Origin of the sequence: Streptomyces sp. NPDC050416, assembly GCF_044458845.1 — a bacterium.
Taxonomy (GTDB): domain Bacteria; phylum Actinomycetota; class Actinomycetes; order Streptomycetales; family Streptomycetaceae; genus Streptomyces.
Window position 1 is genome coordinate 250,519 of sequence record NZ_JBITII010000003.1, and the last position, 13,099, is coordinate 263,617.

13 protein-coding genes are annotated in these 13,099 nt (G+C 69.3%); 8 read left to right on the forward strand and 5 right to left on the reverse strand.

The window, feature by feature from the left end; genetic code table 11:
* The first annotated feature begins 147 nt into the window (after positions 1-147).
* From ACIBL4_RS10750 to ACIBL4_RS10775, 6 genes are read left to right on the forward strand one after another with little or no spacing between them, the layout of a single operon-like run.
* On the forward strand, positions 148-1,461 hold the full coding sequence (locus ACIBL4_RS10750; RefSeq protein WP_399408504.1) for an ABC transporter substrate-binding protein: 1,314 nt from the start codon (positions 148-150) through the stop codon (positions 1,459-1,461).
* A gap of 31 nt (positions 1,462-1,492) precedes the next feature.
* A complete protein-coding gene (locus tag ACIBL4_RS10755; protein WP_399408506.1) occupies positions 1,493-2,476 on the forward strand; it encodes a carbohydrate ABC transporter permease in 984 nt (327 codons plus the stop codon).
* A complete protein-coding gene (locus ACIBL4_RS10760) occupies positions 2,473-3,360 on the forward strand; it encodes a carbohydrate ABC transporter permease (protein WP_399408508.1) in 888 nt (295 codons plus the stop codon). The genes ACIBL4_RS10755 and ACIBL4_RS10760 overlap by 4 nt, the downstream gene beginning before the upstream one ends.
* 20 nt (positions 3,361-3,380) lie before the next feature.
* Positions 3,381-4,694 (forward strand): glycoside hydrolase family 36 protein, encoded by a 1,314-nt coding sequence (locus ACIBL4_RS10765; RefSeq protein ID WP_399408510.1) that lies wholly within the window; start codon positions 3,381-3,383, stop codon positions 4,692-4,694.
* A 60-nt stretch (positions 4,695-4,754) separates the two neighbouring features.
* Complete coding sequence (locus tag ACIBL4_RS10770; protein WP_399408512.1) at positions 4,755-5,039, forward strand: hypothetical protein; 285 nt, start codon at positions 4,755-4,757, stop codon at positions 5,037-5,039.
* The gene (locus tag ACIBL4_RS10775) at positions 5,021-5,434 is read left to right on the forward strand and encodes a DNA-binding protein (RefSeq protein ID WP_399408514.1); all 414 of its coding nucleotides are present in this window, start codon (positions 5,021-5,023) and stop codon (positions 5,432-5,434) included. Before ACIBL4_RS10770 ends, ACIBL4_RS10775 begins: the two co-directional genes overlap by 19 nt.
* Positions 5,435-5,515: 81 nt before the next feature.
* Here the strand turns inward: ACIBL4_RS10775 and ACIBL4_RS10780 are convergent, their stop codons facing one another.
* The 4 genes from ACIBL4_RS10780 to ACIBL4_RS10795 form a co-directional block, all read right to left on the reverse strand.
* Positions 5,516-6,952 carry a GH1 family beta-glucosidase gene (locus tag ACIBL4_RS10780; RefSeq protein WP_399408516.1) on the reverse strand — a complete coding sequence of 479 codons (1,437 nt, stop codon included), beginning with the start codon at positions 6,950-6,952 and terminating at the stop codon, positions 5,516-5,518.
* Positions 6,953-7,064: 112 nt separating this feature from the next.
* Positions 7,065-7,985: a carbohydrate ABC transporter permease gene (locus tag ACIBL4_RS10785; RefSeq protein ID WP_399408518.1), complete on the reverse strand. Its 921-nt coding sequence runs from the start codon at positions 7,983-7,985 to the stop codon at positions 7,065-7,067.
* Between the two features lie 12 nt (positions 7,986-7,997).
* Positions 7,998-9,011: a carbohydrate ABC transporter permease gene (locus ACIBL4_RS10790; RefSeq protein WP_399409317.1), complete on the reverse strand. Its 1,014-nt coding sequence runs from the start codon at positions 9,009-9,011 to the stop codon at positions 7,998-8,000.
* A 5-nt stretch (positions 9,012-9,016) separates the two neighbouring features.
* Positions 9,017-10,330, reverse strand: coding sequence for an extracellular solute-binding protein (locus ACIBL4_RS10795; protein ID WP_399408520.1), 1,314 nt, complete (start codon positions 10,328-10,330; stop codon positions 9,017-9,019).
* A 409-nt stretch (positions 10,331-10,739) separates the two neighbouring features.
* Here ACIBL4_RS10795 and ACIBL4_RS10800 point away from each other — a divergent pair, with 409 nt between their 5' ends.
* Together ACIBL4_RS10800 and ACIBL4_RS10805 are read left to right on the forward strand one after the other, a co-directional pair.
* Positions 10,740-11,795, forward strand: coding sequence for a LacI family DNA-binding transcriptional regulator (locus tag ACIBL4_RS10800; protein WP_399408522.1), 1,056 nt, complete (start codon positions 10,740-10,742; stop codon positions 11,793-11,795).
* Positions 11,792-12,592, forward strand: a complete 801-nt coding sequence (locus ACIBL4_RS10805; protein ID WP_399408524.1) for a serine/threonine protein kinase — start codon at positions 11,792-11,794, stop codon at positions 12,590-12,592. Before ACIBL4_RS10800 ends, ACIBL4_RS10805 begins: the two co-directional genes overlap by 4 nt.
* On the opposite strand, the gene ACIBL4_RS10810 is transcribed toward ACIBL4_RS10805, so the two are convergent.
* Positions 12,543-13,073 (reverse strand): NUDIX domain-containing protein, encoded by a 531-nt coding sequence (locus ACIBL4_RS10810; RefSeq protein ID WP_399408526.1) that lies wholly within the window; start codon positions 13,071-13,073, stop codon positions 12,543-12,545. The genes ACIBL4_RS10805 and ACIBL4_RS10810 overlap by 50 nt on opposite strands.
* Between the last annotated feature and the right edge of the window lie 26 nt (positions 13,074-13,099).

Sequence of the window (13,099 nt, forward strand, 5' to 3'; positions counted from 1 at the left end):
CGACAAATGAAGGAGATGACCCTTGACGCATGACCGGACATACGGCTGTTATTGCGCCACCGTGTTCGGTCAAGTTGATTTCTGGTCGATTAAGACTGGATTTCACGCCACACGCTCGTGGCCGAACCCTGCCCTCAGGAGCCGTTCATGCACGACCTCTCTCCTTCCGGACTCTCCCTCCCCGCCGCCAGCCGCCGCTCGGTCCTGCGCGGCATAGGCGGCGCGGCCCTGATCGGCGCCGGAATACCCCTGCTGAGCGCCTGTGGCGGCAGCGGTGCGGCCGCCGACCCGAAGACGGTCAGCCTCGGCTCGAACTCCTCGGACGCGGTGCCGAAGAAGGCGTTCGCCGAGATCTACGCCGCCTTCACGAAGAAGTCCGGCATCAAGGTCGACGTGAACACCAAGGACCACAACACGTTCCAGGAGCAGATCAACTCCTACCTCCAGGGCACGCCCGACGACGTGTTCACCTGGTTCGCCGGGTACCGCATGCAGTTCTTCGCGTCGAAGAAGCTGGCCAGCCCGATCGACGACGTGTGGCAGAAGATCGGCGGGAACTTCCCCGACGCGATGAAGAAGCTCAGCAAGGGCGAGGACGGCAAGTACTACTTCGTGCCGCTGTACACGTACCCGTGGGCGGTCTTCTACCGCAAGAGCGTCTTCGCCCAGCACGGCTACAAGGTCCCCACCACCTGGGACGACTTCGTCGCCCTGTGCAAGCGGATGCAGAAGGACGGGCTGGTCCCGATCGCCTTCGGCGACAAGGACGCCTGGCCCGCGATGGGCACCTTCGACCAGATCAACTTCCGCACCAACGGCTACGACTTCCACGTCGAGCTGATGGCGGGCAAGGCCTCCTGGACCGACCCCAAGGTGCGCAAGGTCTTCGACCACTGGACGGAGATCCTCCCCTACCACCAGGACGGCGCGGTGGGCCGCACCTGGCAGGACGCGGCCCAGACCCTGGTGGCGAAGAAGGCCGGTATGTATCTGCTGGGCACCTTCGTCGGCCAGCAGTTCACCAACAAGGCCGACCTGGACGACCTCGACTTCTTCGCCTTCCCGGAGATCGACCCGCAGTTCGGCCAGGACACCGTCGAGGCGCCCACCGACGGCTTCATGCTCTCCAAGGCCCCGAAGAACCGCGACGGCGCCACCAAGCTGCTGGAGTACCTGGGCGCCCCCGAGGCCGAACAGATCTACCTCAAGGCCGACTCGAGCGTGGTGGCCGCCTCCACCAAGGCCGACACCGCCTCCTACACCGCGCTCCAGAAGAAGTCCTTCGAGATGATCTCCAGCGCGAAGAGCCTGACGCAGTTCATGGACCGCGACTCCCGCCCGGACTTCACCTCCACGGTGATGCAGCCCGCGCTCCAGAACTTCGTCCGCAACCCCAAGAACGTCGACAGCATCCTCTCGTCGATCGAGCGTCAGAAGAAGACGATCTTCGCCTCCTCCTGACCGAACGGAGAATCGACGACTCGGATCCGACATGACTGCCACCCCCGCCAAGGTCCCGGAGACGGCCGACGAGCCGGCTCCGGGGCCCGCTCCCGCGTCCACGACCGCCAAGGTGCCCCACGGGCACAGGCGCCTGCTGACCCACCGCGACCGCATCACGCTCGGCCTGATGGCGGGCGTGCCGACGATCCTGCACGTCGCCCTGGTGTGGCTGACGGCCCTCGCCTCCATCGCGCTGGCCTTCACCAGCTGGGACGGCATCGGCTTCGACACCATCCACTGGGTCGGCCTGGAGAACTTCAGGCAGCTGTTCACCAGCAACCCGCAGTTCTGGCCCGCCGTCGAGCACAACGTCATCTGGTTCGTCGTGCTCATCCTGCTGCCCACGCCCTTCGGCCTGTTCCTGGCCGTGCAGCTGGACAAGAGGATCCGCTTCAGCCGCGTCTACCAGACCGCGTTCTTCCTGCCGGTGGTGGTGTCGCTGGCGGTCACCGGGTTCGTCTGGCAGCTCGTCTACAACCCCGACACCGGCCTGATCAACAGTCTCATCGGAGCCAACAAGCCCGGCCACTACATCGACTGGATCGGCGACCCGGACCTCAACCTCTGGGCCGTCCTGGTCGCCGCCTCCTGGCGGCACGCCGGCTACATGATGATCCTCTACCTGGCCGGCCTGAAGGGCGTCGACCCCGCCCTGCGGGAAGCGTCCTCGCTGGACGGCGCCAACGAGTGGCAGACGTTCAAGAACGTCGTCTTCCCGACCCTGCGGCCCACCAACACCGTCGTCCTGGTCGTCACGATCATCGAGGCCTTGCGCGCCTTCGACCTGGTCTTCGTCTTCAACAAGGGCGCCCAGGGCACCGAACTGCTGTCGATCCTGGTGACCAACAACATCATCGGCGAGTCCAGCCGGATCGGATACGGCTCCGCCATCGCCGTCGTCCTCCTGGTGATCTCGCTCGCGGTGATCATCCCGTACCTGATCGCCACCTTCCGGAAGGAGCGGCGCGCATGAGCACCGTCGCCGGCGCTCACAAGCAGCGCACCCCCATCCGCCCCGCCCGGATCCTGCTGCACACCTTCCTCGCCGTCACGGCGCTGGCCTGGCTGGCGCCCCTGCTGTGGGCGCTGCTCGCGGCGATGCGGCCCTACTCGGAGACCAGCACGAAGGGCTATGTCTCCTGGCCCGACAAGCTGAGCTTCGACAACTTCTCGAACGCCTTCCAGCAGTCGGACATGCTGCACTACTTCGGCAACACGTTGATCGTCGCCGTGCCGGCTGTGCTGCTGACGCTGCTGCTGTCGTCGATGGTCGCCTTCTACGTCAGCCGCTTCGACTTCCGCCTCAACCTGTTCCTGCTGCTGGTGTTCACGGCCGGCAACCTGCTGCCCCAGCAGGTCATCATCACCCCCCTGTACCGGCTGTATCTGCTGATCGACCTGCCCGGCATCACCATGTCCGGCAAGCTCTACGACTCCGCGCTCGGCCTGGTCCTGATCCACGTGGCGTTCCAGTCCGGCTTCTGCGCGTTCGTGCTGAGCAACTACATGCGCTCGCTGCCGCACGAACTGACCGAGGCCGCCCTGGTCGACGGCGCCTCCGTGTGGCGGCTGTACTGGCAGATCGTGCTGCCGCTGTGCAAGCCCGCGATGGCCGCCCTCGCCACCCTGCTCTCCATCTGGATCTACAACGACTTCTTCTGGGCCATCGTCCTGATCTCCACCGGCGAGAACATGCCGATCACCTCGGCGCTGAACAACCTCTCCGGCCAGTACTTCACCGACCCCAACCTGGTCGCGGCCGGAGCCCTGCTCACGGCCATCCCCACCCTCATCGTCTACTTCGTGCTCCAGCGCCAGTTCGTCAGCGGCCTGACCCTGGGCGCCAACAAGGGCTGACCCTCCCGAAAGAGATCACCGTGCAGCACCCCTTCACGCCGCTGGCCTCCGTGCCCGTCGACCGCCGCCGCGCCCGCGTCCACGAGGAGGGCTGGCAGTCCTGGAGCCCCAGCGGCGCCTACGCCCTCGCCACGGCGCCCCACCGCCCGGCCAACACCAACTGGGCCACGGTCTGCTACCGGCCCGGCGTCACCGTCCCCGCCGGCGTCTTCCAGGGCGAGGGCCTGCTCGCGCTCGACCCCGGCGACGGCTCACCGGTCCGGCTGTGGGCGGCGGCCGAGCCGACGCGCGAGGTGCCGTCGATCCGGCTCGCCGTACGGGGCGGAGTCGCGGAGGTCAGCGCGGACGGCCCGGTGAAGGAGTGGACGGGCGAGGACATCCAGTCCGTACTGGGCGACTGGGCCTCCGGTCTCGGCGTCGCGGCCCCGCGCCCGGCGCCCACCGTCTGGTGCTCCTGGTACGAGTACTTCACTGAGGTCACCGAGGACGACATCCACGAGAACCTCCGCGCGATGGACACCCTCGACCTGCCCCTCGACGTCGTCCAGATCGATGACGGCTACCAGCGGGCCCTCGGCGACTGGCTCACCCTCTCCGGCCGCTTCCGCTCCCGCGCCGGAATCGCCGACAAGATCCGCTCCCGCGGCCGCCGCGCCGGCATCTGGACGGCCCCCTTCCTCGTCGACCCCGCGAGCGACCTGGCCGCCGAACACCCCGACTGGCTGGTCCGCGACACCACCGGCGGCTTCGCTCACGCCGGCCGCAACTGGGGCCACGACCTGCGCGTCCTGGACACCACCCACCCGGACGCGGCGGCGTACCTGACCGAGGTCTTCACCACCCTGCGCGCGGAGGGCTACGACTACTTCAAGACCGACTTCCTCTACGCGGGCGCCCTGGACGGCATCCGCCACGCGGACGTCGACCCCCTCACGGCGTACCGCTCCGGCATCCGCCTGATCCGCGACGCGATCGGCCCGGACTCCTACCTCCTGGGCTGCGGCGCCCCGATGCTCCCCTCCATCGGCCTGTTCGACGCCATGCGCGTCAGCCCCGACACGGCCCCCCACCGCCGCCCCGAGGCCGACGACTACTCCCAGCCGGGCCAGGACCCGGCCGAGTTCACGGGCGCGGCCCGCCAGTGGCAGCACGACCGCCTGTGGACCAACGACCCCGACTGCCTGATGGCCCGCCCGGCCGTCGAGACCCGCGCACAGTGGGCGGCACACGTGGAGTCCACCGCAGGCCTCATGGCCTCCAGCGACCGCCTGCTGTCGCTCGACGAGTGGGGCGTGACGACGACCCGCCGGCTGTTGTCGGCAGCGGCGCGTTGAAGCGGGAGCGACACGGTGAACGAACGGTCTCGATTCCTACTCGTTTGATAATGTCGTGGCATGAGTGAGACCTCGTACGGCATCGGTGAAGGGCCGGCGACCCGGGTCAGCCTCTCCCTCCCGGAGGGAACGGCCGAGGCGATCCGCAAGCGCGTCGGCCAGCGGCAGTTCTCCGCTTTCATCACCGAGGCGGTGGAGCGTGAGCTGCGCGGTCAGATCCTGGACGAGTACCTGGCCGACTACGAACAGCGCAGGGGCCCCGTCTCCGCGGATGAACAGGAGCGGGCGCGTCGCGTCTTCGACGAGGTGTTCAGCGAAGAGGGCCAGTGGCCCGCCGCAAGCTGAGTCACGAGGGCACCCTGGTCCTCGACTGCGAAGGTCTGTCCAAGCTCGTCGATGATCACGAGCCTGTCGTCGCTCTCGTCGCCGAAGCGCGCAGGCGGGGCATGGAGGTGGTCATCAGTGCGCTCACGATCACCGAGGCAGTGCACCGTCGGACGGACAAGGCGCGGCTCGCCTGGGTGCTGTCCGGAATCCGGATCGTGCCCATCGGCGAAGAGGAAGCCAAAGCCGCCACGGCCCTACTCATCAGTGCCGGGCTGCACGGCCACAAGTACGCCATCGGCGCCGCCGTTGCCGAGACGGCGCTGCGCCAGCACCGCCCGGTGGTGATGCTCACCTCCGACCTCGACGGCATGGCCAAGCTCTGCGGGGACAGGGTGCGCCTGGTCGGCGTGTAGCGACGCCCGGGGCCGGAGGTCATGCCGGGGCGCGGCACTCCCCTATCAGTGCCGCGCCCCGTCCCCCCGCCCCCGCAGTGGCTAGACGGCCTCCACCTCCGGCAGCGTGCCCGACCGGGCCGCTCGGGCGTACCAGTGGGCGCTGGACTTCGGGGTGCGTTCGAGCGTCGCGTAGTCCACGTACACCGCGCCGAAGCGCTTGCCGTAGCCGTACGACCACTCGAAGTTGTCCATCAGGGACCACAGGAAGTAGCCGCGGACGTCCGCGCCGTCGGCGATCGCGCGGCGAACCGCCGACAGGTGGCCGTGCAGGTAGGCGACGCGCTCCGGGTCGTGCACCCGGCCGTCCGAGTCGATCTTGTCGTCGTAGGCCGCGCCGTTCTCTGTGATGTACAGCGGCAGGCCCGGCGCCTCCCGGGTGTAGCGCATGATCAGCTCGTGCAGCCCGGTCGGGTCGATCGTCCAGCCCATCTCGGTGCGGTCGCCGGGCGTCTGGTGGAAGGCGACGTCCTCCGCGGCCGGCCAGGGCGAGTGCTCGCTGGAGCCGTGGCCGTCGGCGCGCGGCCCCTTGGCCGCCGGGTCGGCCGCCGAGACCAGCGCGGGCGTGTAGTAGTTGAGGCCCAGCGCGTCCAGCGGCTGGTTGATCAGCGCCAGGTCGCCGTCGAGGACGTGGTTCCAGTCCGTGAGCTCCGCCGTCGCCACGTACAGCGACTCCGGGTACGCGCCGTGCAGGATCGGGCCGTGGAAGACACCGTTGGCCAGGTCGTCGATCTTCCGGGCCGCAGCCACGTCCGCCGGGCTCTGCGAAAGCGGCCTGACCACTGAGGAGTTGAGGCTGATCGCGACCGTGTTGCGGGCCGGCATCACCGACCGCAGGGCGGACGCGCCCAGCCCGTGCGCCAGGTTCAGATGGTGCGCGGCACGCAGCGACGCCGCCGGATCCGTCCGGCCCGGCGCGTGCACCCCGGAGGCATAGCCCAGGAACGCGCTGCACCACGGCTCGTTGAGCGTCATCCACTGCTCGACCCGGTCGCCCAGCGCCTCGCCGACGATCTGCGCGTACTCCGCGAAACGGTACGCCGTGTCCCGCTCCGGCCAGCCGCCCGCGTCCTCCAACTCCTGCGGCAGGTCCCAGTGGTAGAGCGTGACGGCCGGCTTGATGCCCTTGGACAGCAGCTCGTCGACCAGCCGGCGGTAGAAGTCCAGGCCCTTCTGGACGGCCGGACCCCGGCCGGTCGGCTGCACCCGCGACCAGGAGACGGAGAAGCGGTAGGCGCCCAGGCCCAGCTCCGCCATCAGCGCCACGTCCTCGCGGTAGCGGTGGTAGTGGTCGACAGCGATGTCACCGGTGTCGCCACCGGCCGTCTTGCCCGGCGTGTGGCTGAAGGTGTCCCAGATCGACGGCGTACGGCCGTCCTCCCGCACCGCGCCCTCGATCTGGTACGCGGAGGTCGCCGCGCCCCAGAGGAAGGCGGGAGGAAAGGTCACCGCAGTGGCCGGGTTCTCGGAGTCAGGCATGGAAGCGCTCCCATTGGGGGTCGTGGAGACCGACGGTGGAGGGGGGAGGAGGGGGAGGAAGAAGGGGAGGAGGGGCCGGAGCAGCGCCGGTCCGGCCCCGGGAAACAGGGCGTCAGCCCTTCACGGCGCCCTGCATGATGCCGCCCACGATCTGCTTGCCGAAGATCGCGAAGACCAGCAGCAGCGGCAGCGTACCCAGCAGCGCGCCCGCCATGATCAGGGACTGGTCGGGCGTGTAACCGCGCCCCAGCCCCGCGACCGCGACCTGCACGGTCGGGTTGCCCATCTGAGTCAGCACCAGGAACGGCCACATGAAGTCGTTCCAGGTCTGCACGAACGTCAGCATCCCGAGCACGGCCATCGCCGGCCGCGCCGCCGGGAACACGACGTGCCACACCACACGCCAGCTGCTCGCCCCGTCGACCCGGGCGGCCTCGATGATCTCGTCCGGCAGCGCCTGGATCAGGTACTGCCGCATGAAGAACACACCGAACGCGCTCACCAGCGACGGCAGGATCACCGCCTGCAGCTGGTCCGTCCAGTCGAGCTTGGCGACCATCATGTACAGCGGGATCACGCTCAGCTGCGGCGGCACCATCATCGTGCCGATCACGATCAGCATCAGCGCGCCACGGCCCCTGAACCGCAGCTTGGCGAAGGCGAAACCGGCGATCGTCGACAGGAAGACGATGGTCGCCGCTGAAATCCCCGCCACGATGGTGGTGTTGAGGAACGCCTCACCCAGATTGGCGTCCTTCCAGGCGATCTCCAGCTTGTCGAACAGACCCGAGCCGAACCAGAACGGCGGCGGCGTCTGCGCGAGCCGCTGGTTGTCACGCGAGGCGGCGATCGCCGTCCACACCAGCGGGAACAGCGAGACGATCGTGAACACGATGAGGACCGCGTACGCGATCGGACCGCCGTGCAACGTCCCGCCGGCCCGCGCGGACTTCGGCAGGCGGGGGCGTTTGGACTCCTTCACGGGCGCCGCGCCGGGCGGCGGGGCGTCCTGGGGTGTCACAGTCGTCGTCACGGCCGGAACTCCTTAACTACTGGCGCGCAGCCGGCGCGAGATGACGTAGTTGACGATGCCGATGACGATCAGCATGAGGAACATCGTCCAGGCGATCGCCGAGGCACGGCCCAGGTGCTGGGCGACCCAGCCCTGCTCGTACAGATACAGACCGAGCGTCTGGAACTGGTGCTCCGCGCCGCCCGAAGTGCCCTTGTTGGCGTCGAACAGCAGCGGCTCGCCGAAGACCTGGCTCGCGCCGATCGTCGACACGACACAGGTGAACAGGATCGTCGGGCGCAGCGCCGGCAGCGTCACATGGATGAACTGCTGCCAGCGGTTGGCCCCGTCCAGCGCCGCCGACTCGTACAGGTCCTGCGGGATCGCCTGCATCGCGGCCAGGTAGATCAGCGCGTTGTAGCCGGTCCAGCGCCAGATGATGATCGACGAGACGGCGATCTGCGAGAACCACTTGTCGTTCTGCCAGTCGACCGGGTTGATGCCGACCATGTCGAGCGCCCAGTTGATCATGCCGTAGTCACGGCCGAAGAGCAGCACGAACACCAGCGAGGCGGCGGCGATCGACGTCGCGTACGGCGCGAGCATCGCGACCCGGAAGAAGGTCGAGGCCCGCAGCTTGTAGTTGAGGATGTGGGCGATGCCCATCGCCATCAGCAACTGCGGGACGGTGGAGATGATGCCGATGGTCAGGGTGTTCCTCGCCGCGTTCCAGAAGAACTCGTCGTCGAAGATCCGGGTGTAGTTGCGCAGCCCGACCCAGTTCATGTCGGTCGGCGCGGTCAGCTCCACCTGGTGCAGCGAGGCCCAGCCCGTGTAGATCAGCGGGAACAGGCCGAACGCGACGAACAGCAGGAAGAACGGCGAGACGAAGGCGTACGGGCTCCAGCGGATGTCCCGCTGCCAGCGGCGGGACAGCCGGTCCCGGCGCCGCCGCTCCTTCTCCAGGGACACGGAATCCGCGGGCGGGCGGCCCGGGGCCGCGCCCCCCTCGGCGGGGGGCGCGGCGGTGTCGTGGCGGATGGCCATACGGGTCACTGGTCCAGCTTGTTGTCGATGGTCTTGACGGCGGAGTCCCAGGCCTCCTTGGCCGACTTGCCCTTCGTCGCCAGGATCACGCCGTTGTCCGTCAGGCCCTGCATGATGATCTGGTCCTTCGGGCCGATCACCTGGACCGGGGCGGTCTTGGCGGCCTCGGCGAAGATCGCACCGATCGGCTGGTCACCCGTCATCTCGTTCTTGGCGCCCGTCACCTCGGGCATCGTGTACGCGGACGGGGTGCTCGGGAAGCTGCCCTGCACCTTGAACAGCTTCGCCTGCTGCTCCGGCGCGGTCAGCCAGGCCACGAACTTCTGGGCCTCCTTGACGTGCTTGCCGCTCTTCGGCACGGTGAGGAAGCTGCCGCCCCAGTTGCCGCCCTTGGGCGCGGTGGCCACGGCCCACTTTCCGGCCGCGTCCGGCTTCGAGTAGCCCTTGATCGTGCCGAGCATCCACGGCGGGCAGGCGATGGCGGCGAACTTGTTGTTGGCGATGGAGGAGTTCCAGCCCGGCTGGAACTGCGTCTCCGACTGGACGAGGCCCTTCTTGGCGGCATCCGCGGTCAGGTCGAAGGCGGCCTTGACGGCCGGGTTCGTCTTGTAGATGACCTTCCCGGAGGCGTCGTAGAACTTCTCCTTCTCGCTGCCCAGGACCGCCTGGATCAGACCGCCGGGGGAGTCCATGAAGTAGGTGCCCTTGGGGGCCTTCGCCTTGTAGCGCTCGCCGACCTCGACGAGCTTGGCCCAGTCGCCGGTCCACAGCTTGCCGACCTCGGCCGGGTCGGTGGGCAGACCGGCCTGCTTGAAGAGGTCCGTGCGGTAGCAGATCGCCATCGGGCCGACGTCGGTGCCGAGGCCGATGGTCTTGCCGTCCTTGGTCGTGGCCTGCTGCCACTTCCAGTCCAGCCACTTGCTCTTGTCCACGCCCGGAGCCTTGGACATGTCCTCGAGCTTGTCGGCCTGGGTGGCCGTGACCTCGGCGATGTTGGCGACTTCGACGGCCTGGACGTCGAGCAGACCGCTGTTGGTGGTGAGGTGGTTCAGCAGCGCCGGGTAGTAGTTCTCGTTCCGCTGGACGGAGTTCTCGGCGATCTTGATCTTCGGGTTGAGCTTCTCGTACTCGGCGTAGAGGCCGGCTTCCTTGAAGCCCATGGTGCCGAAGAGCCCCACCGAGATCGTCGTCTTGCCCTTGGCGTCACCGTCCGACGAGCCGGAGTTGTCGTCGGCACAGCCGGCCAGCAGCCCGGCGCCCAGCGACGCGACGGCCGCGAGGACCATCGCCTTGCGGGCGGTTCGGATGCGTGCTCGCATGTCGTCCTCCTGTTGCCCTGACGTGCCGACCCCCCGGCCAACTGCATTGTTGGACCCGTTTTTACTCGCTGCGGCTCGGGCGGGGAACGTGCGGGTTGTGTATGTGTCAGGTACTGTGGGAGCGCTCCCACCAGTGATGTGTTGAAGGTTCTCCGGTCCGGGCGGGGGTGTCAAGGGACCGGACAGGGAGAGATGCGTTCAGTTATCGGGCTGTTAACTGGACCAGGGCCGCAGCCCCTTGCGGCCACGGGCGGCGGTATCGAGCCAGTCGAACCGGCCCGCGGGCCTGGGGCGTGTCCTAAGCGGAAGCCCGGGGGCGACGGGCCCCGGTAGCGGTCACTCCAACTGACAAGCCTGTTAAATTCCAGGCCAGCCGCAGAGTGCGGGTGTGGACGGGAAGGCGGAGCCCATGGCAAGCCACGGAGCGCGGGGCCGAAGCGGTGGCCGGCCCACCCTCGAAGAGGTGGCGGCGCGCGCCGGTGTCGGCCGCGGCACGGTGTCCCGGGTGATCAACGGCTCGCCCCGGGTCAGCGACGCGACCCGCGCGGCCGTCGAGGCGGCGGTCGCCGAGCTCGGCTACGTCCCGAACACCGCCGCCCGCGCCCTGGCCGCCAACCGCACGGACGCGATCGCCCTGGTCGTGCCCGAGCCGGAGACCCGGTTCTTCGCGGAGCCGTACTTCTCGGACATGCTGAAGGGCGTCGGGGCGGAACTGTCCGACACGGAGATGCAGCTCCTGCTGATCTTCGCGGGCAGCGACAAGGAGCGCCGCCGCCTCGCCCAGTACCTGGCCGCGCACCGGGTGGACGGCGTCCTGCTGGTCTCGGTCCACGCGGACGATCCGCTGCCCGACCTGCTGTCCCAGCTGGACATCCCGGCCGTCATCAGCGGCCCGCGATCGGCGGGGGAGACCCTGGCGTCGGTCGACTCGGACAACTACGGCGGCGCCCGCCAGGCCGTCGAGCACCTGCTGTCCCGCGGCCGCCGCCGGGTGGCCCACATCACCGGCCGCCTCGACGTCTACGGCGCCCAGCGCCGCATCGACGGCTACCGCGACGCGCTGAGCGACGCGGGCCACGAGGCCGACGAGGCGCTGATCGAGCCGGGTGACTTCTCCGAGGAGGGCGGCAGCCGTGCCATGGCGGCCCTGCTGGAGCGCCGCCCCGACCTGGACGCGGTCTTCGCCGCATCCGACGTCACCGCGGCCGGCGCCCGCCAGGCGCTGCGCGACGCGGGGCGCCGCATCCCCGACGACGTGGCGCTCGTCGGCTACGACGACTCCGCCATCGCCCGCCACATGGACCCGCCCCTCACCAGCGTCCGCCAGCCCATCGAGGAGATGGGCCGCCGGATGATCGACCTCCTCCTCACCGAGGTCGCCGACCGCCGCCCGCTGGCGTCCCGGGGCATGGACCGACGACAGGTGGTCCTGGCGACGGAACTGGTGCCCCGGTTGTCGTCGTGACGCCGCATCCTCTCCTCGACATCACCGAGGTCGCGCGCACCGAGCCGTACCTGCGCAGGGTGGGCGAGGTCTTCCGGGCCTTCCGCGACCAGGACTCGGGCTGTGTGTCGTACGGGGTCCGGCTCGCCGACGGGGAACGCTGGTTCGTGAAGGAGGCGACGACCGACGCCGCCCAGCACTCGCTGAACCGCGCCCGGGCATTCCACCGGGCGGTACGGCACCCCGTCATCGTCCCCCAGCTGCACCGGTTCGCAACGGGCGACGGGCACACGGCGGTGGTGATGCCCTGGCGTCACGGCGAGTCCCTGTACTCGCCCGCGCCGCTACGGCACACCGGCCCCCTGGCCCGCTTCCAAGCCCTCCCCGTCCCCCGGGTCCTGCACGCCGTCGACCACCTCCTGGACGCCCACCTGGCGGTGGAGGCAGCCGGATTTGTCGCCGTCGACCTCTACGACGGCGCGTTCCTCTACGACTTCGACGCCGGCGCACTCCACCTGGTCGACCTGGACGAGCACCGCCCGGGCCCGTTCGTGCTCCAGGAGGACCGCCTGCCGGGCTCACGGCGCTTCATGGCCCCGGAGGAATGGCGACGCGGCGCGACGATCGACACCCGCACCACCGTGCACGCCCTGGGCCGCGCCGTCCTCCTCCTGCTGAACACGCCGGGCGAGAAGCCCACCTGGCGTGGCACGGCGGCCCAACTGGCGCTCCTGGAGCGGGCCACGCGCCCGGACCCGGCCGAACGGTTCACGCGTGTGGCGGAGCTGAGGGCGGCGTGGCGGCGCTCGGTGCGCTGAGGCCCGGGCAACGCCGCATGACCTGCATCCCGTCGGGCACGAACGTCCACCGCCGGAACGCCTCCTGAAGCTCCTGCTCCCCGACCCAGCCGTGCCAGGCGATCTCGGCAGGGTCGGGAGCGAGGGGCTCGGCGACGACCGCCTCGTGCACGCCCAGCCAGTACGGGCTGATGGCCCCTCGGCACAGGAACTTGAACACGAACCGCACCCCTACCCGGACCCCCAGCTCCTCGGCCAGTTCCCGGGCCGCGGCCTCCTCGTACGCCTCCCCGACCTCGACGCCCCCGCCGATCAGCCAGTCGTAGTGGCCGGGGAACCGGGACACGTGCTCCGGCCTCCGGTACACCAGCACGCGCCCCTGCGGATCCCGGCAGACCGTGGTCGCGACCCGGTGCGGCCAGCCGTGCCGGATCGCCTCGTCCCGATCGGCCATCCCGATCACCCGGTCCTGCTCGTCGACCCGCTCCACCAGCTCACCCATGGCCGTCACGATCGCACAGAGGGACC

Excerpts from the sequence above, each read along its gene's own strand:
- ACIBL4_RS10750 (WP_399408504.1), top strand. The coding sequence starts at position 148 with ATGCACGACCTCTCTCCTTCCGGACTCTCCCTCCCCGCCGCCAGCCGC.
- ACIBL4_RS10755 (WP_399408506.1), top strand. The coding sequence starts at position 1,493 with ATGACTGCCACCCCCGCCAAGGTCCCGGAGACGGCCGACGAGCCGGCT.
- ACIBL4_RS10760 (WP_399408508.1), top strand. The coding sequence starts at position 2,473 with ATGAGCACCGTCGCCGGCGCTCACAAGCAGCGCACCCCCATCCGCCCC.
- ACIBL4_RS10770 (WP_399408512.1), top strand. The coding sequence starts at position 4,755 with ATGAGTGAGACCTCGTACGGCATCGGTGAAGGGCCGGCGACCCGGGTC.
- ACIBL4_RS10780 (WP_399408516.1), bottom strand. The coding sequence starts at position 6,952 with ATGCCTGACTCCGAGAACCCGGCCACTGCGGTGACCTTTCCTCCCGCC.
- ACIBL4_RS10790 (WP_399409317.1), bottom strand. The coding sequence starts at position 9,011 with ATGGCCATCCGCCACGACACCGCCGCGCCCCCCGCCGAGGGGGGCGCG.
- ACIBL4_RS10795 (WP_399408520.1), bottom strand. The coding sequence starts at position 10,330 with ATGCGAGCACGCATCCGAACCGCCCGCAAGGCGATGGTCCTCGCGGCC.
- ACIBL4_RS10800 (WP_399408522.1), top strand. The coding sequence starts at position 10,740 with ATGGCAAGCCACGGAGCGCGGGGCCGAAGCGGTGGCCGGCCCACCCTC.
- ACIBL4_RS10810 (WP_399408526.1), bottom strand. The coding sequence starts at position 13,073 with ATGGGTGAGCTGGTGGAGCGGGTCGACGAGCAGGACCGGGTGATCGGG.